The organism is Sphingopyxis sp. (genome assembly GCF_041916015.1).
Classification (GTDB): Bacteria; Pseudomonadota; Alphaproteobacteria; order Sphingomonadales; family Sphingomonadaceae; genus Sphingopyxis.
The window spans coordinates 22,793-47,434 of the sequence record NZ_JAYSAH010000062.1 but is presented as its reverse complement, the minus strand read 5'-3'; the positions used below and the strand labels follow the sequence as shown (position 1 = coordinate 47,434).

Annotated in this window: 21 protein-coding genes; 9 read left to right on the top strand and 12 right to left on the bottom strand. The window is 66.6% G+C overall.

Annotated elements, in window-relative coordinates; genetic code table 11:
- Positions 1 to 183 precede the first annotated feature (183 nt).
- Positions 184 to 972 carry an IclR family transcriptional regulator gene (locus ACE3SL_RS09690; RefSeq protein ID WP_374525528.1) on the bottom strand — a complete coding sequence of 263 codons (789 nt, stop codon included), beginning with the start codon at positions 970 to 972 and terminating at the stop codon, positions 184 to 186.
- Positions 973 to 1,073: 101 nt separating this feature from the next.
- On the opposite strand from ACE3SL_RS09690, the gene ACE3SL_RS09685 reads away from it, so the two are divergent.
- From ACE3SL_RS09685 to dmpG, 3 genes are read left to right on the top strand one after another with little or no spacing between them, the layout of a single operon-like run.
- A complete protein-coding gene (locus ACE3SL_RS09685; RefSeq protein WP_374525527.1) occupies positions 1,074 to 1,853 on the top strand; it encodes a 2-keto-4-pentenoate hydratase in 780 nt (259 codons plus the stop codon).
- Between the two features lies 1 nt (position 1,854).
- A complete protein-coding gene (locus ACE3SL_RS09680) occupies positions 1,855 to 2,787 on the top strand; it encodes an acetaldehyde dehydrogenase (acetylating) (RefSeq protein ID WP_374525531.1) in 933 nt (310 codons plus the stop codon).
- Entirely contained in the window at positions 2,784 to 3,827 is a 1,044-nt protein-coding gene (gene dmpG, locus ACE3SL_RS09675; protein ID WP_374525526.1) for a 4-hydroxy-2-oxovalerate aldolase, read from the top strand. Before ACE3SL_RS09680 ends, dmpG begins: the two co-directional genes overlap by 4 nt.
- Before the next feature lie 10 nt (positions 3,828 to 3,837).
- Here dmpG and ACE3SL_RS09670 read toward each other — a convergent pair whose 3' ends face one another.
- The gene (locus tag ACE3SL_RS09670) at positions 3,838 to 4,122 is read right to left on the bottom strand and encodes a DUF1153 domain-containing protein (protein ID WP_374525525.1); all 285 of its coding nucleotides are present in this window, start codon (positions 4,120 to 4,122) and stop codon (positions 3,838 to 3,840) included.
- A gap of 251 nt (positions 4,123 to 4,373) precedes the next feature.
- Here ACE3SL_RS09670 and ACE3SL_RS09665 point away from each other — a divergent pair, with 251 nt between their 5' ends.
- Positions 4,374 to 5,264 (top strand): DMT family transporter, encoded by an 891-nt coding sequence (locus ACE3SL_RS09665; RefSeq protein WP_374525524.1) that lies wholly within the window; start codon positions 4,374 to 4,376, stop codon positions 5,262 to 5,264.
- Between the two features lie 32 nt (positions 5,265 to 5,296).
- On the opposite strand, the gene ACE3SL_RS09660 is transcribed toward ACE3SL_RS09665, so the two are convergent.
- The 7 genes from ACE3SL_RS09660 to ACE3SL_RS09630 all read right to left on the bottom strand — a co-directional run bounded on the left by ACE3SL_RS09660 (position 5,297) and on the right by ACE3SL_RS09630 (position 14,578).
- Entirely contained in the window at positions 5,297 to 7,105 is a 1,809-nt protein-coding gene (locus tag ACE3SL_RS09660) for a diguanylate cyclase (RefSeq protein WP_374525523.1), read from the bottom strand.
- A gap of 53 nt (positions 7,106 to 7,158) precedes the next feature.
- A complete protein-coding gene (locus ACE3SL_RS09655; protein ID WP_374525522.1) occupies positions 7,159 to 8,010 on the bottom strand; it encodes a MaoC family dehydratase N-terminal domain-containing protein in 852 nt (283 codons plus the stop codon).
- Positions 8,010 to 9,605 (bottom strand): acyl-CoA dehydrogenase family protein, encoded by a 1,596-nt coding sequence (locus ACE3SL_RS09650; RefSeq protein WP_374525530.1) that lies wholly within the window; start codon positions 9,603 to 9,605, stop codon positions 8,010 to 8,012. The genes ACE3SL_RS09655 and ACE3SL_RS09650 overlap by 1 nt, the downstream gene beginning before the upstream one ends.
- A gap of 154 nt (positions 9,606 to 9,759) precedes the next feature.
- Positions 9,760 to 10,974 carry an acetyl-CoA C-acetyltransferase gene (locus ACE3SL_RS09645; protein WP_374525521.1) on the bottom strand — a complete coding sequence of 405 codons (1,215 nt, stop codon included), beginning with the start codon at positions 10,972 to 10,974 and terminating at the stop codon, positions 9,760 to 9,762.
- Positions 10,975 to 11,133: 159 nt separating this feature from the next.
- Positions 11,134 to 12,330, bottom strand: coding sequence for a CoA transferase (locus tag ACE3SL_RS09640; RefSeq protein ID WP_374525520.1), 1,197 nt, complete (start codon positions 12,328 to 12,330; stop codon positions 11,134 to 11,136).
- A gap of 150 nt (positions 12,331 to 12,480) precedes the next feature.
- Positions 12,481 to 13,650: an acyl-CoA dehydrogenase family protein gene (locus ACE3SL_RS09635; protein WP_374525519.1), complete on the bottom strand. Its 1,170-nt coding sequence runs from the start codon at positions 13,648 to 13,650 to the stop codon at positions 12,481 to 12,483.
- A 10-nt stretch (positions 13,651 to 13,660) separates the two neighbouring features.
- The gene (locus ACE3SL_RS09630) at positions 13,661 to 14,578 is read right to left on the bottom strand and encodes an SDR family NAD(P)-dependent oxidoreductase (RefSeq protein WP_374525518.1); all 918 of its coding nucleotides are present in this window, start codon (positions 14,576 to 14,578) and stop codon (positions 13,661 to 13,663) included.
- A 106-nt stretch (positions 14,579 to 14,684) separates the two neighbouring features.
- Here ACE3SL_RS09630 and ACE3SL_RS09625 point away from each other — a divergent pair, with 106 nt between their 5' ends.
- Both ACE3SL_RS09625 and ACE3SL_RS09620 read left to right on the top strand, forming a co-directional pair.
- On the top strand, positions 14,685 to 15,425 hold the full coding sequence (locus tag ACE3SL_RS09625) for a helix-turn-helix domain-containing protein (RefSeq protein ID WP_374525517.1): 741 nt from the start codon (positions 14,685 to 14,687) through the stop codon (positions 15,423 to 15,425).
- A gap of 77 nt (positions 15,426 to 15,502) precedes the next feature.
- The gene (locus ACE3SL_RS09620; RefSeq protein WP_374525516.1) at positions 15,503 to 16,726 is read left to right on the top strand and encodes an NAD(P)/FAD-dependent oxidoreductase; all 1,224 of its coding nucleotides are present in this window, start codon (positions 15,503 to 15,505) and stop codon (positions 16,724 to 16,726) included.
- Here ACE3SL_RS09620 and ACE3SL_RS09615 read toward each other — a convergent pair.
- Entirely contained in the window at positions 16,723 to 17,355 is a 633-nt protein-coding gene (locus ACE3SL_RS09615; protein WP_374525515.1) for a DUF4126 domain-containing protein, read from the bottom strand. The two genes, ACE3SL_RS09620 and ACE3SL_RS09615, sit on opposite strands and share 4 nt — an antisense overlap.
- A 119-nt stretch (positions 17,356 to 17,474) precedes the next feature.
- Between ACE3SL_RS09615 and ACE3SL_RS09610 the strand changes: the two genes are divergently transcribed.
- The gene (locus ACE3SL_RS09610; RefSeq protein WP_374525514.1) at positions 17,475 to 18,266 is read left to right on the top strand and encodes an NUDIX domain-containing protein; all 792 of its coding nucleotides are present in this window, start codon (positions 17,475 to 17,477) and stop codon (positions 18,264 to 18,266) included.
- A 177-nt stretch (positions 18,267 to 18,443) separates the two neighbouring features.
- Positions 18,444 to 18,677 carry a hypothetical protein gene (locus tag ACE3SL_RS09605; RefSeq protein WP_374525513.1) on the top strand — a complete coding sequence of 78 codons (234 nt, stop codon included), beginning with the start codon at positions 18,444 to 18,446 and terminating at the stop codon, positions 18,675 to 18,677.
- A 253-nt stretch (positions 18,678 to 18,930) separates the two neighbouring features.
- On the opposite strand, the gene ACE3SL_RS09600 is transcribed toward ACE3SL_RS09605, so the two are convergent.
- A complete protein-coding gene (locus ACE3SL_RS09600; protein WP_374525512.1) occupies positions 18,931 to 19,788 on the bottom strand; it encodes a carbon-nitrogen hydrolase family protein in 858 nt (285 codons plus the stop codon).
- A 128-nt stretch (positions 19,789 to 19,916) separates the two neighbouring features.
- Between ACE3SL_RS09600 and ACE3SL_RS09595 the strand changes: the two genes are divergently transcribed.
- A complete protein-coding gene (locus tag ACE3SL_RS09595; RefSeq protein ID WP_374525529.1) occupies positions 19,917 to 22,838 on the top strand; it encodes a M16 family metallopeptidase in 2,922 nt (973 codons plus the stop codon).
- On the opposite strand, the gene ACE3SL_RS09590 is transcribed toward ACE3SL_RS09595, so the two are convergent.
- The gene (locus tag ACE3SL_RS09590; protein WP_374525511.1) at positions 22,835 to 24,607 is read right to left on the bottom strand and encodes a cation:proton antiporter; all 1,773 of its coding nucleotides are present in this window, start codon (positions 24,605 to 24,607) and stop codon (positions 22,835 to 22,837) included. The genes ACE3SL_RS09595 and ACE3SL_RS09590 overlap by 4 nt on opposite strands.
- Between the last annotated feature and the right edge of the window lie 35 nt (positions 24,608 to 24,642).

Here is a 24,642-nt window from a genome sequence, read left to right as displayed (position 1 = left end):
GTCGCACAGGCCGCCGGTCTCCACGTCAGCCGGGCTGACGGCTCACCCCTCCAATACAATAACCCAAACCCATACCTCCCAGACCTCCTCATCTGCAAACAAGACATCGCACACAAAGTCCTCAAAATCGCCGCGGAATATCAGGCCTTGTAGCGCGTGGGTCGGAGTGGCTGCTTATCGACCCTAAGCCGGTATCGAAGGACTGTCCGCCGCAACGCGCGCGATGGCTCGCATCCGCCGGATGGCGCGGCGCTCGGTATCGGGATCGGGTATGCGGCCGAGAAAGGACAGCGAGATCGCGCCTTCGACCAGCCCCTTGCCGGACGGCGGCAGGGGCACGGCGATGCAGAAGAGGTCGTTTCGAATTTCGTGCCGGTCGTAAGCGACCGCCGAGCGGCGGATTGCCGCGAGCTCGCCCCGCAGCGCCGCGGCATCGGTGATCGTGTTCGCGGTCAGCGCGACCAGCGGCCCGCCGGCCAGATAGGCAGCCAGCCCGGCTTCGGGCAGCGCGGCCAGCAGGATTTTCCCGATCGCCGAGCAATAGGCCTCGAGCTGCATCCGTTCGGCCGTGAACAGGTCGGCGGCCTCGCCGCTTTCCTTGACGATGTAAGTGACCATGCCGTCTTCGAGAATGCCGGCATGGGCATAGGCGCCGAAATGCTCCGCCAGCCGCGCCAACGGGCGCCGGAGGCGCGCCGCGAGGTCGGGCCGGGGTTCGGAAGGCCGTGCGAGCGCGGCGAGCCGCGGGGCGGATCGATAGACGCCTTTCGCGGTGCGGATCAGATAGCCCTCCGCTTCGAGCGTCAGCGCGAGGCGATGCGCCGTCTGCGGCGGCATCGCGATGCCCGCCGCGACGGCCGAAAGCGTCGAGCGTCCGCCGTCGCGAACCAGCGCTTCGAGCAGCCGTAGTCCCTTCGCCAGCGTCTGCGAGGCATAGGACGGTCGCGTGCGCGGCGCTGTCATCGAATCCATGGCCCATTGTGGCATGTTTCCTCTCGATTATTAAGAGATAATCGATGGCCGCTCTGGCCCCGCGCGTGATCGCTGATAGCAGGATGCCGAGGGAGACCAAGATGACTGCGACATTCGAAAATCTCGCCCGCCGGTTGCGGGATGCCTATTCCGGTGGCGTAGTGGCGCCGCTCCGCGATGCGCTGGAGCCGACCGATGTTGCGGGCGCCTATGCGGTGCAGACGATCAACACGCGCTATTGGGAGGCGCAGGGACGGCGGATCGTCGGGCGCAAGGCGGGGCTGACCGCGAAGGCGGTGCAGGCGCAGCTTGGGGTGGACCAGCCCGACTTCGGCGTCTTGTTCGCGGATATGCGGGTCGCCGATGGCGGGCGGCTCGATCCGGCGCGAGCGATCCAGCCGAAGGCGGAGGCCGAGATCGCCTTCATCCTCGGCGCCGACCTTCCCGATGCCGATACGGGCGTCGAACAGATCACAGCGGCGGTGGCGTCGGTCCACGCGGCGATCGAGATCGTCGACAGCCGCATCGCCGACTGGAAAATCACCTTTGCCGACACCGTCGCCGACAATGGCTCGTCGGCTTTCTTCGTGCTGGCGGATGAAGGCCTGCCGCTCGCCGGGCTCGATCTCGAAGGAGCGGCGATGGAGATGCGGGTGAACGGCGCGGTTACCTCGACCGGGGTTGGCGCCGCAGCGCTCGGCAATCCGCTCAACGCCGCAGCCTGGCTCGCGCGGACGCTCGCCGAACGCGGCGAGCCGCTGAAGGCCGGCGATATCCTGCTAGCAGGCGCGCTCGGACCGATGGTCGCGCTGACGCCCGGCGATCGCGTCGAGGCGCGCATTGCCGGCATCGGCTCCTGCAGCTTCAGCTATGGGAGCTGAGATCATGGCGAAAACCAAAGTTGCCATCATCGGGTCGGGCAATATCGGCACCGACCTGATGATCAAGATCATGCGCTTGTCCGACGTGCTGGAGATGGGCGCCTTCGTCGGGATCGATCCCGAGAGCGACGGGCTGAAGCGCGCCGAGCGGCTAGGCGTGCCGATCACCGCGGGCGGGCTGGATGGCCTGATCGCGATGCCGGGCTTTGCCGATATCGGCATCGTCTTCGACGCGACCTCGGCGGGTGCGCACAAGCGGCATAGCGAAGTGCTGATCGCCCACGGCAAGCGCGTTATCGACCTGACCCCCGCGGCGATCGGTCCCTATACGATCCCGCCGGTCAACGGCGACGCGCACCTCGACGCAGCCAACGTCAATATGGTGACCTGCGGCGGGCAGGCGACGATCCCGATCGTCGCCGCGGTGAACCGCGTCGCGAAGGTATATTATGGAGAAATAGTGGCCTCGATCGCCTCGAAGAGCGCCGGGCCCGGAACGCGCGCAAATATCGACGAGTTCACCGAGACGACGAGCGAGGCGATCATGAAGGTCGGCGGCGCGGCGCGCGGCAAGGCGATCATCATCCTCAACCCCGCCGAACCGCCTTTGATCATGCGCGACACCGTCTATTGCCTCTGCGACGACGCCGACCGCGACGCGATCGCAAAGAGCGTCGAAGATATGGTCGCCGAGGTGCAGACCTATGTCCCCGGCTACCGCCTCAAGCAGGCGGTGCAGTTCGAGAGCATCGGCGGCAACGCGCCGCTGCACATTCCCGAAATGGGCGGGAGCTTCACCGGCCTCAAGGTCAGCGTCTTCCTCGAGGTCGAGGGCGCGGCGCATTATCTGCCGGCTTATGCGGGCAATCTCGACATCATGACCTCGGCGGCGCTCAAAACCGCCGAGAAGATCGCGACAAGGATGGCGGCATGAGCTTCGATCCGACCACGAGCAAACTCTATATCCAGGACGTGACGCTGCGCGACGGGATGCACGCGATCCGCCATCAATATGGGCTGGGTCATGTGAAGGCGATCGCCAAAGCGCTCGACGCGGCGAAGGTCGATGCGATCGAAGTGTCGCACGGCGACGGGCTGCAGGGGTCGAGCTTCAACTACGGCTTCGGCGCGCACACCGATTGGGACTGGATCGGTGCGGTCGCCGAGGTGCTCGAGCATAGTGTGCTCACCACGCTGTTGCTCCCCGGCATCGGGACGATCCACGACCTCAAACATGCCTATGAGATGGGCGTGCGCTCGGTCCGCATCGCGACGCATTGCACCGAGGCGGATGTCGCAAAACAGCATATCGAGTTCGCACGCGGCATCGGTATGGACGTCGCGGGCTTCCTGATGATGAGCCATATGTCCGAGCCCGAGCCGCTCGCGCAGCAAGCGAAGCTCATGGAAAGCTATGGCGCGCATTGCGTCTACGTCACCGACAGCGGCGGCGCGCTGACGATGGAGGGCTATGCGGCGCGGCTGCAGGCCTATGACCGCGTGCTCAAGCCCGAGACGCAGCGCGGGGTCCACGCGCACCACAATCTCAGCCTCGGGGTCGCGAACAGCCTCGTCGCGGTGCAGAATGGTGCGGTCCGCGTCGATGCCTCATTGGCCGGTATGGGCGCCGGAGCGGGCAATGCGCCGCTCGAAGTGTTCATCGCCGCCGCCGACGTTCACGGGTGGAACCATGGCTGCGACCTTTATGCGCTGATGGACGCGGCGGAAGAACTGGTGCGCCCGCTTCAGGACCGTCCCGTCCGCGTCGATCGCGAGACGCTGACATTGGGCTATGCCGGGGTCTACTCGAGTTTCCTCCGCCATGCCGAAAAGGCCGCCGCCGAGCACGGCCTCGATACGCGCGCGATCCTCGTCGAACTCGGACGCCGCAAGATGGTCGGCGGCCAGGAGGACATGATCGTCGATGTCGCGCTCGATATGGCGAAGCAGCGGGAATCCGGGCTATCCGGGTAGCGGCTCCGCCTCAGTTGGCGACATGCTCGCGATAGTCCTGAAGCCGGGTGATGCGCAGACCCGGGATGCCGGCGCGGTCGATCGATCGGCGCCACGACGCGAGCTCCTCCAGGCTGAGCCGGTAGCGGGCGCAGGCTTCCTCGATCGAGAGCATCCCGCCGTCGATCGCGGCGAGGACTTCGGCCTTGCGCCGGCTCACCCAGTAAGTGGTGCCGGAAGACGGCAAGTCTTCCAGCGTCAGCGGGCCGAGCGGCCCCATGACCGACACCGCGCGGCCGGGATTGCGTTTGAGCACGATGAACTCTCCATCCACGGCCAAGCCGCGCGTGCCCCCCGCGTCCGTGCTGGCCCCACGATGTTAACAAGACCTTGCCAAAGGCGCGTTCCTGCGGTGAAGCGTGCGCCGAAGGCAGCGGGCCGGGCGGTCCTCTTCCTGAGGGGCTTGCGGCGAATTTCGCCATAATGCGGCCAAATTCGCTCAGAATCGTCATCAGATGCTCAAGATCGCCGTCAATCGCCATGATGGGTTGATAGAGGACGGCCGCCATGACCGATATCGCCGCACCCTCCCCAAGCGCGCTCCCGCAGACCCTGCTGCACCGGCTTCTCCCCTATCTGGCGATGGCGGGTTCCATCTTGTCCTTCTGCGTCGGAACCTCCTTCGCCAAGCAACTCTATCCGCTGGTCGGCGCCGAGGGTGCGGTCGCCTATCGGGTCGGCTTCGCTGCGATCATCCTGCTGCTCGCCTTCCGTCCCTGGCGCCATGCGCTGACACGAAGCGATTTCTGGGTGATCGCGCGCTACGGGGTCGCGCTCGGCTTCATGAACTTCTGCTTCTACATGGCGATCCGAACCATTCCTCTCGGCCTTGCCTTGGCGATCGAATTTCTGGGGCCGCTGACGGTTTCGGTTCTCTATGCCCGGACCCGGACGCATTTCATCGCGGTGGGGCTCGCGGCGGGCGGGCTGCTGTTGCTGCTCCCGGTCGGGGATATCAGCGGCACGCTCGATCCGGCCGGCGTCCTCTTCGCGCTGTGCGCCGCGGTCTGCTGGGGGCTTTATATCCTGTTCGGAAAGCGCACCGCGCGGCTTCACGGCGGACAGGCGGTTTCGCTCGGCATGGCGACCGCGGCGCTTTTCGTCGTCCCGATCGGCATCCACGGCGCCGGGCCGGCCTTCTTCGTGCCGTCGGTCATGCTGCTCGGGCTGATACCGGCCATATTGTCCAGCGCCATTCCCTATTCGCTCGAGATGATCGCGCTCAAGCGCATTCCCGAAAACAGCTTCGGCATCCTGCTGAGCGGCGAGCCCGCGGTCGGCGCGGTCGCGGGCGCCATCATCCTCGGCGAATGGCTCTCGCCGGTCCAATGCGGCGCGATCGCGATGATCGCCGGAGCCTCGGCGCTCGCCGCGACGGCGAGTTCGCGCGCCGCATGATGCGCGGCCGAAAGGCCGCTCCGTGAACGGACTCAGGTGATTGCGAACGAATCGCGCTGCTGTGCCACCTCGACCCGGTCGCGTCCCATCGCCTTTGCGCGGAGCAGCGCAGCATCGGCGGTGCGCACCAGCCGGTCGGGCGGACAGTGGACCGGGGTGATTGCGACTCCGATCGACACCGTAACGGGGCCGAGGTTGCCCGCTTCGCTGCCGAGCTTCAGGTCCGACACGCGCTTCCTGATGTCCTCGGCGCGCGCGCTCGTCTGGCCGGCGGTAAGCCCGGGCAGGAGGACCATGAATTCTTCGCCGCCATAGCGAAAGGCGAGCCCGGTCTCGCGCGTTGCATGGGCGAGGGTCTTGCCGACCTCTCGGAGCACCAGATCGCCCGCGTCATGGCCGTGCACGTCGTTGAAGCGCTTGAAATGATCGACATCGACCATCAGGCAACCCAGATCGCGGCCGAGCCGCTCGGCGTGTGCGAGCTGCACCTCCAGAAGCTGGTCGAGCTGCCGCCGGTTCGGCAGGCCGGTGAGCGGGTCGGCGAGCGCCATCTCGCGCAACGTTTCGCGAAGCTGGAGATTGGCGACCGCGAGCCCGATATTCTCGGACAGTATGTCGAGATAGATTTCGGGACCGGTCAGGCTGTCGCCCTGACCATCCCTGGGCTCCAGATAGAGCAGCCCCAGCGTCTCGCGCTGGGCGATCAGCGGCAGGCACAGCGTATCGAGCGGAGCTTCCCCGGTCCGGTCGACATGATCGCAAGGAACGTCGATGCTGGCGCCTGCGGGACGGTGCGGAACGCCGCGGCGCAGCGCCCAGCAGGAAAGGGCCGAAAACTCGGGTCGCGAATGAACGGGGTCCAGCCAATTGCTCGCCTCGACCACCATGTTGCGCCGCCGGTCGAGCAGATACAGGCGCCCCGCGAGCCCCGGCGCAATCTCCGGCATGAAACGCCCGACGACCTCTTTGAGGTCATCCATCGTATCGCAGCCCTGCAGCCGCTGCGTCATCCGCGACAAGAGGTCGCGCATCGACCGGTCGGCGTCGCGCTCGGCCTCCAGCCGCAGGCGTTCGAGGCCGTTTTCGCGGAAGATACGGATCGCCTGCGCCATGTCGCCGATCTCGTCGATCTGGCCGATCGGAGGCGGTTCTGCCTCGAAATCCTGCTTGGCGAGCCGGTTGACGACGTCGCTCAATTTGACGACGGGATGCAGCACGCGCTGCTTGAAGACGAAATAGAGAACGCAGAGCACGAGCAGCGCGGTCAGCGCGAGCACGATTTCCGAAATGCGCTTCCATAGCTGCGACAGGTCGGTGGCGGTCGCGACCTGCCGTTCGATCCGGCTGTCGAGGCGGTTCTGGAATCGCTTGAGATCCATTTCGGCGCGGTCGAGCTGCCGCTCATATTCGGCGCCGAAGAGGAGCTGGCGCGCCTGCGCTTCGTCGCCCTTTTCATGCGCCGCCAGCGCCGCGCGCTGCTCGTCGTGGAGGAGGTCGGCGAGCTGCACCGCTTCGCCGAGCGCCGCGAGCTCGCCTTCGGATGCACCGGCGTCGCCGATATGGGCGATCCGTTTCTCGACCGGTTCGAGCGCCGCCGCTTCGGCGCGATAGCCGACCAGATAGGTGGCATCGCCGCTGTTGACATATTGGCGCGCCCGGTCGCTGAGCGCGAAGATATCGTCGCCCAGCGTCGCGGTCGCCCGATCGGGCCGGTAGCGCTGCTCGACCGCCTCGCGCTCGCGCTGCTGCGCGTTCGAGGCAAGCAGCATCGTCGTCGACGAAGCGATGGTCAGCACGACCGTCGCGCCATAGGCCCAGTTGGTGATGGTCGCGAGACGCATGACGTTCGCTTAATGGCATCGCGATCTTATGAAAGTGCTAAATGCGGGCCCGATCAGATGGCCGCGGTCGCCGCCATGATCTGCCGGCCATCGACGGCGAAGGCGCCGAGCTCGACCGCATCGCCAGTGCCGCGCAGGGCGAGGTGCAGGTCCTCGCCGCAGATCGCGGGCGAGGTGCCGCGAAAGTCGAAGCGCCTGACGGCATTGTCGCCGAACTGCCGCTGCGCGAGATCGAGCAGGAGGGTGGCGGTGAGCGGGCCGTGGACGACGAGACCGCGATAGCCCTCTTCGGCGGTCGCATAGGGCAGGTCATAATGGATGCGGTGGCTGTTGAAGGTCAGCGCCGAGTAGCGGAACAGCAAGGCCTCCGACGGGACGAGCACGCGGTGCGCATCCCAGTTCGATGGATCGAAGCTGTCACCCGTGGGCGGCGGTGGGGCAGGCGGTGTTCCGGCGGGGGCGGGTTCGCGGAAGACGATCGACTGGATTTCGCGGACCGCGAGGACGCCGTCGCCATGCGTTTCGTGCGCGACTTCGGCGAAGACGAGTTTGCCGGTGCCGCCCTGCTTTTCGGTGATCGAGGCGACGCGCGAGATGCGCATCACCGACTGGCCCGGGCGCAGCGGGGCGATAAACTCGACCTTGCTCGCCGCCCACATACGGCGGGGAAGGGGGATCGGCGGCAGGAAGCTGGCGTCGCTGTCCTCGCGCACCGGATGGCCGTCGGCACCGAGGGTCGCGGTCGGCGCGTCGGGGAGGCAGAGACACCAGTGATAGGCTTGCGGGACGCTGCCGTCGGCGGGCGCGGCGCGGTCGAGCGTCGCGAGCCAGCGGTTTACAGCGGCAGCTTCGATATGGTCATGACGAACATCTTCGCGGCCGATCCAGTTCTGCCAGTCGTTCATCAGTTGCGTCCTCCGCTCAGCCCGCGCGCGATCACCTGCGCCTGAATCTCCGCTGCGCCCTCGAAGATATTGAGGATGCGGGCGTCGCACAGCACGCGGCTGATCTCATATTCGAGCGCATAGCCGTTGCCGCCGTGGATCTGGAGCGCGGCGTCGGCGTTCGACCAGGCAGCGCGCGCGCCGAGCAGCTTTGCCATGCCCGCCTCGATATCGCAGCGCTTGCCGCTGTCCTTGACGCGCGCGGCCGCGTAGCTGAGTTCGCGCGCCACGACGAAATCGACGAGGCTCATCGCGAGCTTGTCCGACACGCGCGGGAAATGGACGATCGCCTTGCCGAACTGTTTGCGGGTCAGGGAATAATCGAGCCCTAGTTCGAGTGCGCGCCGCGCGACGCCGACCGCGCGCGCGGCGGTCTGGATACGCGCGCCCTCGAACGTCCGCATGAGCTGTTTGAAGCCCTGACCTTCCTCGCCGCCGAGCAGCGCATCGGCGGGGGCCGTCATGCCATCGAACTGCAACGCATATTCGCGCATCCCGCGATAGCCGAGCACCTCGATCTCGCTGCCGGTCATGCCCGCGGCGGGGAAGGGATCGGCCTCGGTCCCGCGCGGTTTGGGGACGAGCAGCATCGAGAGGCCGGCATAGCCCTTCGCGTCGGGAACGGTACGCGCGAGCAAAGTCATGAGGTCCGAGCGCGCGGCGTGGGTGATCCAGTTCTTGGCGCCGTCGATGACCCACTGATCGCCGTCGCGGCGCGCCTTGGTCTGCAGCGAGCCGAGATCGGAGCCGACGTCGGGTTCGGTGAACACAGCGGTGGGCAGGATTTCGCCGCTCGCGATGCGCGGGAGCCATTCGGCTTTCTGTGCGTCGGTGCCGCCATGGACGATCAACTCGCCCGCGATCTCCGAGCGCGTGCCGAGCGAGCCGGTGCCGATCCAGCCGCGCGACAACTCCTCGGTGACGACGCACATGACAAGTTTGCCGAGCCCGAGCCCGCCATATTCCTCGGGAATGCAGACGCCGAAGGTGCCGAGCTCTGCCATAGCATGCACCGTCGTGTCGGGGATGAGGGCGTTGGCAAGGTGCCAGCCGTGCGCGTGCGGGATGATCGCGGCGTCGGTAAAGCGGCGATACTGCTCGCGGATCGCGTCGAGGTCGGCGTCGTGCAGCGTCTCGCTCGGCCAATGACCCTCGGCGAGCGCGGCGGCCACCTCGGCGCGGGTGGCGGCATGGTCGGCGTCGAGAAGGTCGGCGCAGGCCTCCGCCAGCGTCCGAGCGGCGCCGCCGAAGCCGAGGTCGGCCGGGCGAAAGATCTCATTCTGCCCCATCGGCAGGCCGCCGGTGAGCTGACCGATCCCTTCGGCGAAGGCGAGCGTCGCGATCTGCGCGTCGAGCAGGTTCGCGCCGTTTCCGGCTTCAAGCCATTCAAGGGTCGCCTCTAGGGCCGCGACCGTCGTCGCGACCCACGCGAAGCCATGCGCCGCGCGCTGCTCGCTATCGATCGGACGCGCAGCCAGCCTCTCGGTCAGCGCCGCTTGCGCAGCGCTCCGATAGGCCTGTGCGGCGGCAAGCGCTTTGGTAAGATCGGCGCGCATCATCAGAGCCTGCTCCCTTTCCCATCGTCACCCCGGACTTGATCCGGGGTCCATTGCGGCGCCGTTGTCATGGACCCCGGATCAAGTCCGGGGTGACGAGGAGAAGGGGTCGTGTTCAAGCTGGCCGCCGGTTTCTCATCGACCGCTGTCACGGTCAAACCGCGCGCTCGAAGATCGCGGCGATGCCCTGGCCGCCGCCGATGCACATGGTTTCAAGGCCGTAGCGGCCGTCCCTGCGAACGAGTTCGCGTGTCAGGTTGGCAAGGATGCGCCCGCCGGTCGCGCCGATCGGATGGCCGAGCGAGATACCCGAACCGTTGACATTGAGGATTTCGTTCCGGCTGTCGTCTTCGCTCCAGCCCCAGCCATTGAGCACGGCGAGCACCTGCGGCGCAAAGGCTTCGTTGAGTTCGACGAGGTCAATGTCGCCCCAGCCGAGCCCATTGCGCGCGAAGAGGCGCTCGACCGCGGGAACGGGGCCGATGCCCATGCGGCTGGGGTCGCAGCCCGCCGCCGCCGAGCTATGATACCAGGCGATCGGTTCGAGCCCGAGTTCGTCGAGCTTGTCTTCGGCAACGATGAGACATGCGGCGGCGGCGTCATTCTGCTGGCTGGCGTTGCCGGCGGTGACCACGCCGCCTTCGAGGGCTTTCAGCTTGCCGAGCGATTCCAGCGTCGCGTCAGCGCGATAGCCTTCGTCGTGCGCGAAGACGATCGGATCGCCCTTCTTCTGCGGGACCGGCACCGGCACCAGTTCGTCGTCGAACAACCCGTTCGCCCAGGCGGCGGCGGCACGCTGGTGGCTGCGCACCGCATAGGCGTCGCACGCCTCGCGGCTGATGCCATAATCCTTGGCGAGATTTTCGGCGGTCTCGATCATCCCGGTGATGACGCCGAAGCGCTCGACCGGCTGTGACATCACGCGGCCGCGCGTCAGGCGGTCGTGGAGCGTGAGGTTGCCCGCGCGCACGCCCTTGCGGATGTCGGTGCTGTAATGTTCGACGTTCGACATCGATTCGACGCCCCCCGCGATGACGACATCGGACATTCCGGTCTGGACCATCATCGCGGCGTTGACGATCGCCTGCAGCCCCGAGCCGCAGCGGCGGTCGAGCTGATAACCCGGCACGTCGAGCGGCAGGCCCGCGGCAAGCCACGACCAGTGGCCGATGCAAGGCGCCTCGCCATTGCCATAGCCTTGCGAAAAGACGACGTCATCGACGCGTGCGGGGTCGATCTTGGTCCGCTCCATGAGCGCCTTGAGAATGACGGCGCCGAGGTCGCCGGCGGTGATCGACGAGAGCGCACCGCCGAACTTGCCGACGGCGGTGCGGATCGGGGCGACGATGGCGGCGCGGCGAAGGGTCATCTTCTCAATCTCCAAACATAAATGCCGTGTTCCCCCGCGAAGGCGGAGGGTCCATCACCCGCACTCCCGTCTCTCCACGACTGTTGGCGGAGATACCGAACTTCGGGTGATGGTCCCCGCCTTCGCGAGGGAACACGAAGAAAGGGGCGGCAGGGAAGCTCAATCGACACCGACAATGCCGGCGTCGATCAGGCGAGCGATCTCGCCCGACGATAGCGACAGGCGCGAGGACAGCACTTCTTCGCTGTGCTGGCCATTACGCGGCGCCGGACGCGGCGGCTCGCGTTCCGCCTGCGGGATGGTCGCGAAGGCGCCCGCGGCGGGATAGGCGAAGCCGCTGGGGTTGCTTGCGCTCCCGAAGATCGGGTTGTCCGCGACCAGCGCCGGGTCGTTCGCAGCGTCGAGCATCGTGCGATAGGGCGAATGGACGATGCCGCCCGCATCGAAGGCGGCGGCGAGATCGGCATGGTCGCGCGCGCCGATCGCCTGTTCGAACAAAGGATAGAGCGCGTCGCGATGATCGAAGCGAAGGCCGTCGTCTTTGGCGAAGGACACGCCGCGTTCGCTCTCGATGGCGGCGATGGCATTACCGAGATTGAGCGCGGCGATCAGATTCGCCCATTGGCGCGGCGTCACGACGACGATCATCGTCCGCTGCCCGTCGCGCGTGGCGAAATCACGCCCGAACAAGCCGTAGACCGCGTTGCCGAGCCGCGGGCGGTTCTCGCCCGAATAGAGGACCTCGGCGATGCCGCCCATGTTGGCGACGGTCCCGATCGCGACGTCTGAGAGCGGCAGGCGGATCTCGCCGCCTTCGCCGGTTGCGGCGCGGCGCTGGATCGCGGCGAGCAGCGCGAAGGCGGCATAGGCGCCGGTGAGCAGATCCCACGCGGGGAGGACATGATTGACCGGCTCGGGCCCCGCTCCGGTGAGCATCGGATAACCCACCGAATTGTTCACCGTGTAATCGAGCGCGGGCGATCCGTCGGCCCAGCCCATGACGCGCACGGTGATCAGGTCGGCGCGGCCTTCCGCCAACCTGTCGTGCGACAGGAAACCGCCCACGGGGAAATTGGTGATGAACTGGCCCGTCGCGCGCACCAGCTCTTGCAACAATTCGCGCCCCTCGGGCCGGCCGAGGTCGAGCGCGACCGATTTTTTCGCGCGGTTGAGATTTTCCCAGTAGAGCGAGTTATTCTCGGCCGTCACCGGCCAGCGGCGGAAATCGGGGCCGCCGCCGATCTGGTCGACGCGAATGACTTCGGCGCCGAACTGCGCGAGGTAGAGCCCGGCCGTGGGCGAGGCGACGAAGGACGACGCCTCGATGACGGGGAGGGCGGAGAGGAGGTTATACATGGCCAACTTCCTCGCTGTGCCCCTGCGAAGGCAGGGGTCCATCTCCGATACCATCGAAACTCCGCCGCCCGTTGCAGGACATCGCGAGAGCAGGAGATGGGCCCCTGCCTTCGCAGGGGCACGGGGGAATGGAGAGGCCGACGATCACCCTCAATTCGTCGCCGCGAACTCGCGCAGCATATGCTTGGCGATCTGGAGTTGCAGGATCTGCGTCGTGCCTTCGTAGATGCGATAGATGCGCGCATCGCGGAAAAAGCGTTCGGCGTCATATTCGGCGAGATAGCCGGCGCCGCCATAGACCTGGACGCAGGCGTCGACGACGCGGCCGCACATTTCGGAGGCGAAGACCTTGAATGCGGCGGCTTTCCTGAGGACATTCTCGCCGGCATCGGCGCGGCGCGTGACGTCCTCCATCATGCATTCGGCGGCGTAGATGTCGATCTCGCTTTGCGCGAGCATCTGCTGGATGAGCTGGAAGTTGGCGATCGGCTCGCCGAACGCCTTGCGTTCGGTCGCGTAGCGAACCGCGCTGTCGAGCGCGCGGCGGGCATAGGCGGTCGCGGCGGCGCCAACCGACATGCGGCCGTTGTCGAGGCTCATCATGGCGTAAGCAAAGCCCTTGCCGAGTTCGCCGCCGAGCAGCGCTTCGCCCCCGACGCGGACATCCTCCATGATCACGTCGGCGATATGGCTGCCCGACTGGCCCATTTTCTTGTCCGACTTGCCGATCGTGATGCCGGGGGCGTCGAAGGGCACGACGAAGGCCGAGACATGGGCGTTCTTGGGCAGATTCTCCTTCGAGGTGCGCGCCATGATCAGCCCGACCTTCGCAAAGGGCGAGTTGGTGATGTAGCGCTTGGTGCCATTGAGGACCCAGCCGTTGTCGGTCTGCGTCGCAGTGGTCTGAAGCCCCGCCGAGTCCGATCCCGAGCCGGGTTCGGTGAGGCCGAAGCAGGCGATTTCGCCCGCCGCAACGCGCGGCAGCCACTCGGCCTTCTGCGCCTCGGTTCCACCATTTTTCAGGGCGGAGGCGAACATGCCGATGTTGATCGAGATGATCGAGCGGAACGCCGGCATCGCATAGCTGATCGTGTGGATCGTCTTGATATATTGGCTGACATTCATCCCCGCGCCGCCAAACTCCTCGGGGATCGTCAGGCCGAACAGGCCCATGTCGCGCATCTCCGACAGAATGTCCTCGGGGATCGCATCGCTCTCGATAATCTCCTTCTCGGCGGGGAGAAGGCGGTCGCGCACATAGCGCTGAAGCTGTTCGATGAATTGCTCGAAGACGTCCGCGTCCATGCCGGGGTTGCTCATGGCTGGCTCCTCAGATCGGGTCGTAGGGGAAGACATGCGCGGACACTTCGTCGGCACGCGCGAAGGACGGGCGAAAGGCGGGGATCAGCTCTTCGGCGATTGCCTCGGCGGTCCAGCCTTCGAGCTTGGCCATCGAACGCACGGGGCGCGGTTTCGAGAAGAGAAGGATCTCGTTCTTGCGGACGCTGAAGATCTGGTTGGTCACATCTTGCGACAGGTCGGACGCGAGATAGGCGACCAGCGGCGCGATCTTGTCGGCCGACATTTCCTGGAGGCGCTTGACCCGTGCCTGCTGCTCGGGCGTCTCGGCGGGGATCGACGAGGTCATCCGGCTCCATGCGAAGGGCGCGATGCAGTTCGAGCGCACGCCTGCGCGGGCCATGTCGAGCGCGATCGACTGCGACAATGCGACGACGCCGAGCTTCGCTGCGGAATAATTGGCCTGTCCCAGATTGCCGATGAGCCCGCTCGTCGACGTGAAGTGGATGAAGCTGCCCGACTGCTGCTCGCGGAAGTAAGGCGTTGCAGCCTTCGATACGTTGAAGACGCCGGTCAGATTGACCTCGATAACACTCTTCCAGTCCTCATAGCTCATCTTGTGCCAGATGGTATCGCGGAGGATGCCGGCGTTGTTCACGACGGCATCGATCCGGCCGAACTTGGCGACCGCATCCTCGACGATGCCCGCGGCTTCCTTGGGATCGGCGACATTGCCGAAATTGGCGGCGGCCTTGCCGCCCGCGGCGATGATGTCGTCGGCGGTCTGCTGCGCGGGGGCTGCGTCGCCGCCGTCGCCGGCCTGCGCAACGCCGGGGTCGTTGACGATCACCGCGGCGCCCTGCGCGGCGCAATGCAGCGCGAGTTCGCGCCCGATCCCGCGTCCCGCGCCGGTTATCGCGACGACCTTGCCGTCGAGGCACAAGCTCATGGCCGCTCTCCCATTCGATTCGTGTTGGTAGCGCGATATGCGTCCCTTCGCATAATTTCAACATTCAGAATTGATTTTTCATAATGATGAAAATATTCGATGGGCGATGACCGGCCCTGTTCGCTCCGTCTCGCATGCCTTTGCGATCCTGCGCCTGCTTGGCGAAGAGGGAGCGTTGACGCTTTCGGACATTGGGCGGAGCATTGGTCTTAGCCCGTCGAGCTGCCTCAACCTGTTGAAAACGCTTGTCGCGGAAGGTGCGATCGAGCGCGGGACCAGCACCAAGCGCTATCGCCTGACCGCGCCATGGCAGGCGGCGGAGGCGCTGCGCGACAGCGCGGGGGCGCGGCTGGTCGACCGGGCGCTGCCGCGCATGGCGGCCTTTGCGCAGAGCACCGACGCGGCGGTCGGCTTGTGGAAGGTCGTGTCGCGCGACCGGATGCAACTCGCGGTCCGCGCCGAGAGCGATGCGGGGATGCGCCTCAGCCTCGCCGACGGTCAGCGCCAGCCGCTCGGTAGCGGCGCCGCGGGCAGGGCGATCGCGGCCGCGCAGGCTGTGAATGAAGGCGAACTCGCGCGCCGCTACGCGCCGGTACGCTGGCAAACCGGACTCCCGCTCGAAACCTATGTCCGGCAGGTGCATGAGGCGGGCGGGCGCGGCTATGCGATCGATCAGGGCTATACGCATCGTGGCGTGTGGACTGTCGCGGCGGGCATGACGGGCATTGCGCCCGGCTTTTGCCTTTCGGCGTCGATCGTTGCGGAGTCGCAGAGCGATGCCGAACTCGATGCGCTGGGTGCCATGTTGCTCATGCTGCGCGACGAGTTGATCCTGCAAGCCGCATAGCCATTGTTTCTTGTCTCCCCCGGCGGCGCGTGTCAGGGACGCCCGCAAAGAACGCGCATGCCGTAGGGGAGGGATCGATGAAGTTCGACGTTGTGATCGTGGGGGCCGGGCACGGCGGCGCGCAGGTCGCGGTGATGCTGCGCACGCAAAAGTTCGCAGGCAGCATCGCGATCATCGGCGACGAACCCGAGCTTCCCTATGAGCGCCCGCCCCTGTCGAAGGAATATTTCGCGGGCGAAAAGGAATTCGAACGCATCCAGCTTCGCCCGGCAAAATATTGGGACGAGCGCGAAGTGGCGATGCTGCTTGGCAAGCGCGTCGTGTCGGTCGATCCGGTTGGTCACACCGTTGCGACCGATGGCGGCGAGACCATCGGTTACGGCAAGCTCGTCTGGGCGACGGGCGGCAGTCCGCGCATGCTGCCGATCCCCGGCGGCGACCTGCCCGGCGTGCAGGGCGTGCGCACCCGCGCCGACGCCGACGCGATGAAGGCGGCGTCGGAGACGGCGGGCCAGATCGTCGTCATCGGCGGCGGCTATATCGGGCTCGAGGCGGCGGCGGTGCTGACCAAGGCTGGCAAGAAGGTCGTGCTGCTCGAAGCGCTCGACCGCGTGCTGGCGCGCGTCGCGGGCGAGGATCTGTCGCGCTTCTACGAAAAGGAGCATCGCGACCATGGCGTCGATCTGCGCCTCGGCGTGTGTGTCGATGCGATCGAGGGCGAGGATCATGTCACCGGCGTGCGCCTGTCGGACGGCGAAGTCATCCCCGCCGATCTCGTCATCGTCGGCATCGGCATCGTTCCGGCGGTCGAGCCTTTGATCGCGGCCGGCGCCGAGGGCGGCAACGGCGTCCTCGTCGATCGCCTGTGCAAGACGAGCCTCCCCGATATCTATGCGATCGGCGATTGCGCCGCGCATGCGAACGACTTTGCCGAGGGCGCGACGATCCGGCTCGAATCGGTGCAGAACGCCAACGATCAGGCGAATGTCGTCGCCAAGGGCATCGTCGGCGATGAGGCGCCCTATCATGCCATTCCCTGGTTCTGGTCGAACCAATATGATCTGAAGCTCCAGACCGCGGGCCTCTCGACCGGCCACGATCAGGCGGTGCTGCGCGGCGATCCCGCGAACCGCAGCTTCTCGATCGTCTATCTCAAGGCGGGCAAGGTGATCGCGCTCGACTGCGTCAATGCCACCAAGGATTATGTCCAGGGACGCATGATCGTCACCGCCGGGCTCGCCGCAACCCCCGAGCAGCTTGCCGATACCGGCACGCCGCTCAAGGAATTGCTGCCTTCCTAGACCGGGGGCAGGGCAAGGTCGTCCGGCTCGTCGCCCAGCGCGCGCTTGAGCGTCGCCTTAATGTTGCGGAGCAGGCGGCGCAGCGCGATGATTACTACGATCGCGGCGGCAGCGAGCAGGATTGCGATCACGATTGCGATCGCCGGATAGGCGATGGCGAGCGCGAGCAGGCCGGTCGTCGCGACATCCTCGCCAGTCGAGACGGCGGCATTGCTGAAGGGCTCGGGGCTGACGTTGACGACCGCGCGCGTCGTCGCCTTGGCGCCGTGGCTAAGCAGCGCCCCGCCACCGCCGAGGATGAAGGCGACGACCTGCCACGCCGGATCGGAGCTGTCGACGAGTGCCAGCGCGAGCAGCGCGCCGCCGAGCGGACGGATGATGCTGTGGATGGTGTCCCAGGCCGAATCGACCCAGGCGACCTTGTCGGCGAGGAATTCGGCGAGGGTGCCGACCGCCGCGACCCCCATCACCCAGGGGTTGGCAAGGATCTGCAGCGCCTTCAGATGTTCGGGCAGCGGCAGCCAGCCGAAATGCATCGCGACGCCGGTGGCGAGGATGGTGAGGTAGAGCCGCCAGCCCGCGAGCAAGCTGAGGCTGCCGGCGACACCCAGAATTTCCAATATTCCCATGGCCCTGCTCCTCGATCGGCCGTGCCGGAGGCGGGCATCTTGCACGTGCGAGGTCGCGGCGGCAATGGCCTGTCGCTTGTGCCGGATGACAAGCGCGCGAAGCACGGGTATCGTTCGGCATGACCGATAGTGCCTCCGCATCCGCCGCCGCGCTGCCCGATGGCGCCATCCCCGCCGCGACGCTCGTCATCATGCGGCCCGCCGGCGGCGACGGGCCGGATGAGATACTGATGGTCAAGCGCGCGACCAACATGGCCTTCGCGGCGGGCGCGGTGGTGTTTCCGGGCGGGCGGGTCGATCCCGACGATCATCTGGTCGCCGAACGCCACGGCTTCGCGGCGGACGATCCCGACGGCGCGGCGCGGGTCGCGGCGTTGCGCGAGACGCTCGAGGAAACCGGGCTCGCGGTGGGCTGGCCGGGGCTTGCCGCCGAGGATACCGCAGAGGTTCGCCGGGCGCTGCTCGGCGGCGCGTTGCTCTCCGACATATTGGCGTCACGCGGCGAGCGAATCGGCCTTGATTCGCTCGTGCCCTTCGCGCGCTGGTGCCCGAACTTCAACGAGGCGCGGACGTTCGACACGCGTTTCTATGCTGTCGCCGCGCCGCCGCACGAACACGAGCTCACCGTCGAGGAAGCCGAGCACAGCCACATCTTCTGGGCCAGTGCGCGCGAGACGTTGATGCTGGCCGACCGCGGCGAAATAGCGATCATTTTTCCGACCCGCCGCAATCTGGAGAAATTGGCGCAACAGAATGATTTCTTGAGATTTTCAGATCATGCCGCCAGCTTTCCGGTCGACCTTGTCACCCCATGGATGGAGGATCGCGACGGGCGCACGCACCTGTGCATTCCCGGCCATCTCGGCTATCCCGTCACGAGCGAACCCATCGATCGCGTCCGGCGCGGATAATGGTGCCATTTTGGACCTTTTATGCTGATTTAGCAATTTCATAACAATTGGGTGGCTAGGGCAAATCGTCGTTGCAATCGATGGCGACTATGCCTACAGAAGCAATGCAGAATTGCATCGGGGCCTTGGTCGTTGGCGCGATTCGAGAAGACTATGTTCCAGTGGACGGAGAATAAGATGAACCTGCTTAAGAAAGCTGCGATCTCCCTCGCAGCAACTTCGATGGTTGCGGCGCCGGTTGCGGCGTCGGCTGCCACCTCGCTCGACTCGGCTCGTGCGACTTCGGACGTCGACGGCAAGAGCGAACTGAGCGGCTCGGGCTGGATCATCGGCCTCGTTGCGCTGGTCGCGATCATCGGCGGCATCATCATCGCGTCGGACAACAACGACGACACCCCGACCAGCCCGTAAATTCGGCTGATCGAAGCTATACCAAAGGGCTCCGGATATCGTCCGGGGCCCTTTGTGCATTTGGGGCTGTGCATTTGGGGCTATGGCTCCCGGGGCGCGTTAGTCAGTCAGGTTCGCGGGCCGATTTCGAATGGAGGCGCCGTTCGCGGATCGCGGTCGCGACAGGCAAGCCAGAGCTTGCCCCTGCGGTCCGCACGGCGCGTCCTTAATCCAATCCTCCGAATGAAGTGATGCCGATCTAACGGTCCATATTCTAAATCTCGATCGATCGAACGGCGCGCGATCGGGCCAGGGGGATCGCCTGCCGGGCCCCTGCTACGGCGTCGGGCGCGATCGGGGCGAGGACCAGATCGTAGCCGCGGTCCCCGCCTCCCTTGCCGGCCGCCGCTTCGGCCAGCACCGTTCCCCACGGATCGACCGCCAGACTGTGGCCGTAGGTCGCGCGTCCGTCGGCGTGCGTTCCGCCCTGCGCGGCAGCGACGACATGGCATCCCGTCTCGATCGCACGGGCGCGGAGCAGCAGGTGCCAATGCGCTTCGCCGGTCGATACGGTGAAGGCGGCGGGAACCGCGATCAGTTCGGCGCCGCGATCGACGAGCGCGCGATAGAGTTCGGGAAAGCGCAGATCATAGCAGATGCTGAGTCCCAGCCGGCCGAGCGGCGTATCGACGACCTCGATCGCGCCGCCTCCGGCATAGGCGGCCGATTCGGTCCAGTTCTCCCCTGAAGGCAGGGTGACGTCGAACATGTGAATCTTGTCGTAGCGGGCGCGGATGCTGCCGTCGGCGGCGATAACATGGCTGCGATTGACGCGGCGGTCGCCATCGTCGGACAATAGCGGCATCGACCCCGTATGCAGCCAGAGACCATGGCGCCGCGCCATGTCCTGCAAGGCGGCCGGCCAAGGGCTGTCGGCCTCGCGGGCGATATGCGCCGCCGAGCGCACACGGTCGCGATCGAGCAGCAGCGACATTTCGGGCAGAAAGGCCATCGCCGCGCCGCGCGCTGTCGCGTCGGCCAGCGCGTGGTCGATGGTCGCCAGATTGACGGCGGGATCGATGCCGCTCGTCATCTGGACGAGCGCGGCGAGCGGTGCAGGGGAGGCTTCCATCCCGACTGGCTAGGCCGAAGGGGCGCGAAGGACAAGCGGTGCCCGCGGAGCGGGGAAGCCGGCGAAGTTCAGTGGCCAGCAAGGTTCGGACGCGATAAGAAGGGGCAATGGCCTATTCTCCCGTGGCGATGTCCTTTCCCGCCCTTCGCTCGCTTCTTTCGGCTGCGGCCGTTTCGTTCGCGCTGCTGAATGCATCGCCCGCCGCCGCGCAGGACAAAACCGCGTCCAAGGCGCCCGTCGCGACGACCGCCGACAGCTGGCTCTATGCCGGCAGCGACATTCCGCGCGACACGGCCTGGCAGTTCGGCGAGCTTCCGAACGGCGTCCGTTATGCGGTGCGCAACAACGGCGTTCCGCCGGGACAGGTGTCGATCCGTGTGCGCATGGATGTGGGATCGATGTTCGAGAGTGAGACGGAGCGCGGCTTCGCGCATCTGCTCGAGCATCTGACCTTCCGGGGTTCCGAACATATTCCCGACGGTGAAACCAAGCGCATCTGGCAGCGCTTCGGCGTCACCTTCGGTAGCGATTCCAACGCCCAGACCACGCCGACGCAGACCGTTTACCAACTCGATCTGCCGAGCGTGACCCCCTCCAACCTCGACGAAAGCATGAAGTTGCTGTCGGGTATGGTACGCGAGCCCCGTATCTCGGAGGCGGCGGTGACCGCCGAGCGTGGCGTTGTCCTGGCCGAACTGCGCGAATCGGATGGGCCGCAAAAGCGGATCGCCGACCAGACCACCGCTTTCCTTTTTGCCGGGCAATTGCTCGGCGACCGCTCGCCGATCGGCACGACCCAGTCGCTCGGCGCGGCGAAGGCGGCGACGGTGCAGGCGTTTCACGACCGCTGGTATCGTCCCGAACGCGCGGTCGTCGTCATCTCGGGCGACGGTGACCCGGCCGAATTCGCACGGCTGATCGCCAAATATTATGGCGACTGGCGCGGCGACGGTCCGGCGCCGAAGCAGCCCGATTTCGGCAAGCCCGATCCCAAAGCTCCCGTCGCGAAGGCGATCGTCGAGGCGAACCAGCCGCTCGCGCTGACGCTCGCGATGATCCGGCCGTGGCAGAAACGGATCGATACGGTCGAAAATACTCGGCGGCTCTACCTCGAATATATCGCACAGGCGCTCGTCAACCGCCGGCTCGAAAATCGCGCGCGCGCGGGCGGCAGCTATCTCGTCGCCACCGTCGAGCAGCAATATATCAGCCGCAGCGCCGATGTGACGATGGCGCAGATCGTGCCGCTCAGCGACTGGAAGGCGGCGCTCGCCGACGTGCGCGGAGTGATCGCCGACGCGGTGACGACGCCGCCGTCGCAGGCCGACATCGACCGCGAGGCGAACGAGATCCAGGCCTTTTTGCAAAAGGACCTCGAAAACGCCCGCAACGAACCCGGCGCGCGGCTCGCCGACGATATGGTGCGCGCGGTCGATATCGGCGAGACGGTGACCAGCCCGCAGGGGCAGGTCGACATGTTCAAGGCGATCCGCGCCTCGGCGACACCGCAGGCGATGCTCGACATCAGCAAGGCGATTTTTGCCGCACCGGTGACCCGCGTCGTGCTGACCACACCGACCCCGATCCCCGGCAACGACGGCGCTCTCGTCGCTGCGCTCGCCGCGCCGGCGACGATCCGCGACGACCGGCTGACCGATGCGGCGGTCGATTTCAGGCAGCTGCCCGCGATCGGCAAGCCCGGAACCATTGTTTCGACCGCGCCGATCCCGGGCCTCCGCGCCGAGCGGATTGAATTTGCTAACGGCGTCACTGCGCTCATTTCGAACAATCAGGTCGAACCCGGCAAGGTGCGCGTCAACGTCCGCTTCGGGAGCGGCAACCGCAGCGTCGCAGCCGATGCGCCGAACCTGCTATGGACCGGCGACTATGCGCTGGTCGCGAGCGGGATCGGCCCGTGGGGTCAGAATGAGATCGACCAGCTCACCAACGGCCGCCAGATTCAGATGAATTTCGCGGTCGAGGATGATGCCTTCCAATTTTCGGCGGAAAGCCGTCCCGCCGACCTCGCCGACCAGATGAAGCTGATCGCCGCGAAGCTCGCCAATCCGCGCTGGGATGCGGCGCCCGTCGAGCGGCTGCGCGTCGGCTATCTGACCGGCTATGATCTCAACGACGCGACGCCCAACGCGGTGCTCGACCGCAATCTGCGCGGCTGGCTTACCGGCGACGATGCCCGCTGGTCGGCGCCCGACAAGGCAGCGATCACCGCGCTGACCCCCGCTGCGTTCCGCGCCTTCTGGGAACCGCGGCTCGCGAGCGGGCCGATCGAGGTGCAGATTTTCGGCGATCTCGCGACGGTCGATTACAGGCAGATATTGGCGGACACGCTCGGCGCGCTGCCGCCGCGCAAGGACATCCTGCCGCCGACCGGCCAGAAGGTCGCCTTCGCGAAGCATAATGTCACGCCGACGGTCGCCTATCACAAGGGCGAGCAGGAGCAGGCCGCGGCGATGACCGCCTGGCCGACGAGCGGCGGGCGCGCGAATCCGCGCGACGCGCGCGGGCTCGACATATTGGCCGCGATCTTCAACGACCGGCTGTTCGACCGGCTGCGCGCCGAACAGGGCGCGAGCTATGGGCCGGTGGTCGACAGCCACTGGCCGACGGGCTTCGACGGCAGCGGCGGCTATCTGCTCGTCGGCAGCCTGCTCGCGCCGAAGGACGTGGGTCGCTTCTATACCATCGCGAAGGAGATTGCCGCCGACCTCGTCGCCAATCCGGTCGGCGCCGACGAACTCGCGCGCAATGCGGGGCCGATCCGCGAGCAGGTCGCGCGCGCTTCCACCGGCAACGTCTATTGGATGGTCCAACTCGAGGATGCGACCCGCGACCCGCGCGTTGCGGCGGCGGCGCTGTCGATCGAACAGGATATTTCCTCGGTCACCCCCGCCGACATCCAGCGGCTCGCGAAAGCCTATCTGGTGCCGGCGCGCCAATGGTCGCTTGCGATTCTGCCAAAGGGGATGACGCTCGCCGGCGCTGCGGCGCTCGACAAGGCGGCCTCCACGGCGGCGGCGGGCGGACGCTAGCTTCCCGGCGTCCGCAGCCGCGGAATGCGCGGCTCATGGTCGAGCTGGCCCTTGGTCATGATGTCGTGGCGCATCTTGGCGCGCACGTCGTGGATCGACGCGATTACCGGCCCCATCGCGACGCCGAGGTCGATCAGCACCGCCTCGGCGAGTTGCAGCGAGCTTTCGAGCGTCTCGGGCACTGCGTCGCTCGCCCCCGCCTGATACAGCGCGGCGGCATGGTCGGCGCCGCGCGCGCGCGAGATGATCGGCAAGTCGGGATGTTTCGCGCGGAGCTGGCGCGTCATGCGCAGTTGCTGAACCGGATCGTCCATCGTCAGCACGACCGCTTCGGCCGTTTCGATCCCGATCTTGTCGAGGCTGCCCGGCCGCGCGACGTCGGCGAAGCGGACGGCGAAGCCGTCGCGCCGCGCTGACGCGACCGTATCGATGTCGGCATCGACAGCGATATAGGGACGCCCATGCTCGCGCAGCAGCTCGGCGACGATGCGGCCGACGCGGCCGAAGCCGACGATGACGGTGCGGCTCGGGATGGCGTCGGTTTCGGCTTCGGCGTCGGCGTTCCGCATCTCGATCCGCCGCGCGACGTCGTGGCCGATGCGCGCGAGCAGCGGCGTGATCGTCAGGCCGATCGCGGTGACGAGCTGCCAGAATTCGGCGGTATCGCGGCTGATGAGCTGCGCCTGCAGCGCGGTCGCGAGCACGATCAGGGTGGTTTCCGACGGGCTGGACATCAGCAGCCCGACCTCGGCGGCGGTGCCGCGCCGGACGACGCCCGAAAAGCGCAGCAGCGCGGCGGTGACGATCGCCTTGACGAGCACCACGCCGACGACCGCCGCGATCAGTTGCGGCCACAGCGCGGCAATGCTTTTGAGGTTGAGCCCCATGCCGACGCTGATCAGGAACACCCCGAGCGCGAGGCCCTTGAACGGCGCGGTGATCGCCTCGACCTCATTGTGATATTCGGTCTCGGCGATCATCAGGCCCGCCAGCAAGGCGCCGACGATCGGCGACAGGCCGACCGCCGCGGTCGCGAGCGCGGCGACGATGACGACGAGCAGGCTCGCGGCAAGGAAAAGCTCGGGGTCCTTCGCGCGCGCGGCCTGCGCGAAAATCTTCGGCAGCAGGAACCAGCCGCCGACCGCGAGCCCGGCGACGACGAGCGCGCCCTGCCACAGCGTCGTGAGCAGCAGCTCGGCGCTGTCGCCCGAGGTCGCGGGCGACAGCGCGGCGAGGACGAAGATGATCGGGACGAGCGCGAGATCCTCGAACAGCAGCATCGAGAAGGCGGCTTTGCCGACCGCCGATCTGGTGCCCGCGATCGGCAGGACGAGCGCGGTCGAGGAGAGGGCGAGCGCAATGCCGAGGCCGTAGGCCGCAGTTGGCGGAAGGTTGCCCGCGATCAGCAGCGCGGTGCCCAGGATCAGCCCGCACAGCCCTAGCTCGGCCGCGCCGATGCCGAACACCAGCTTGCGAAGCTGCCACAGGCGGCGGAAGGACAGTTCTAGCCCGATCGAGAAGAGCAGGAGCACGATGCCGAGCTCGGCGAAAAGCGCGATCTCCTCCGCCGATCCGATCGTGACATGCTTGAGCCAGGGATAATCGCCGGTCAGCGATCCCAGCCCAGACGGTCCGACGAGCAGGCCGACGAGGATGAAGCCGATCACCGGCGAGATCTTGAACCGCGCGAAGGCGGGAATGATAACGCCCGCGGCGCCCAATACCACCAGCGCGTCGCCGATCAGCGAGGTTTCCTGTTCCGATACCATAAGGGCCGACCTTATGCAGGCCGGCCCCGATTGGC

Coding starts and splice junctions, on each gene's coding strand:
- ACE3SL_RS09635 (WP_374525519.1), bottom strand. CDS start 13,650: ATGAGCAACCCCGGCATGGACGCGGACGTCTTCGAGCAATTCATCGAA.
- ACE3SL_RS09600 (WP_374525512.1), bottom strand. CDS start 19,788: ATGGAAGCCTCCCCTGCACCGCTCGCCGCGCTCGTCCAGATGACGAGC.
- ACE3SL_RS09610 (WP_374525514.1), top strand. CDS start 17,475: ATGACCGATAGTGCCTCCGCATCCGCCGCCGCGCTGCCCGATGGCGCC.
- ACE3SL_RS09685 (WP_374525527.1), top strand. CDS start 1,074: ATGACTGCGACATTCGAAAATCTCGCCCGCCGGTTGCGGGATGCCTAT.
- ACE3SL_RS09645 (WP_374525521.1), bottom strand. CDS start 10,974: ATGACCCTTCGCCGCGCCGCCATCGTCGCCCCGATCCGCACCGCCGTC.
- ACE3SL_RS09630 (WP_374525518.1), bottom strand. CDS start 14,578: ATGAGCTTGTGCCTCGACGGCAAGGTCGTCGCGATAACCGGCGCGGGA.
- ACE3SL_RS09605 (WP_374525513.1), top strand. CDS start 18,444: ATGAACCTGCTTAAGAAAGCTGCGATCTCCCTCGCAGCAACTTCGATG.
- ACE3SL_RS09615 (WP_374525515.1), bottom strand. CDS start 17,355: ATGGGAATATTGGAAATTCTGGGTGTCGCCGGCAGCCTCAGCTTGCTC.
- ACE3SL_RS09620 (WP_374525516.1), top strand. CDS start 15,503: ATGAAGTTCGACGTTGTGATCGTGGGGGCCGGGCACGGCGGCGCGCAG.
- ACE3SL_RS09625 (WP_374525517.1), top strand. CDS start 14,685: ATGACCGGCCCTGTTCGCTCCGTCTCGCATGCCTTTGCGATCCTGCGC.
- ACE3SL_RS09590 (WP_374525511.1), bottom strand. CDS start 24,607: ATGGTATCGGAACAGGAAACCTCGCTGATCGGCGACGCGCTGGTGGTA.
- ACE3SL_RS09655 (WP_374525522.1), bottom strand. CDS start 8,010: ATGAACGACTGGCAGAACTGGATCGGCCGCGAAGATGTTCGTCATGAC.
- ACE3SL_RS09595 (WP_374525529.1), top strand. CDS start 19,917: ATGTCCTTTCCCGCCCTTCGCTCGCTTCTTTCGGCTGCGGCCGTTTCG.
- ACE3SL_RS09660 (WP_374525523.1), bottom strand. CDS start 7,105: ATGCGTCTCGCGACCATCACCAACTGGGCCTATGGCGCGACGGTCGTG.
- dmpG (WP_374525526.1), top strand. CDS start 2,784: ATGAGCTTCGATCCGACCACGAGCAAACTCTATATCCAGGACGTGACG.
- ACE3SL_RS09665 (WP_374525524.1), top strand. CDS start 4,374: ATGACCGATATCGCCGCACCCTCCCCAAGCGCGCTCCCGCAGACCCTG.
- ACE3SL_RS09640 (WP_374525520.1), bottom strand. CDS start 12,330: ATGTATAACCTCCTCTCCGCCCTCCCCGTCATCGAGGCGTCGTCCTTC.
- ACE3SL_RS09650 (WP_374525530.1), bottom strand. CDS start 9,605: ATGCGCGCCGATCTTACCAAAGCGCTTGCCGCCGCACAGGCCTATCGG.
- ACE3SL_RS09690 (WP_374525528.1), bottom strand. CDS start 972: ATGGATTCGATGACAGCGCCGCGCACGCGACCGTCCTATGCCTCGCAG.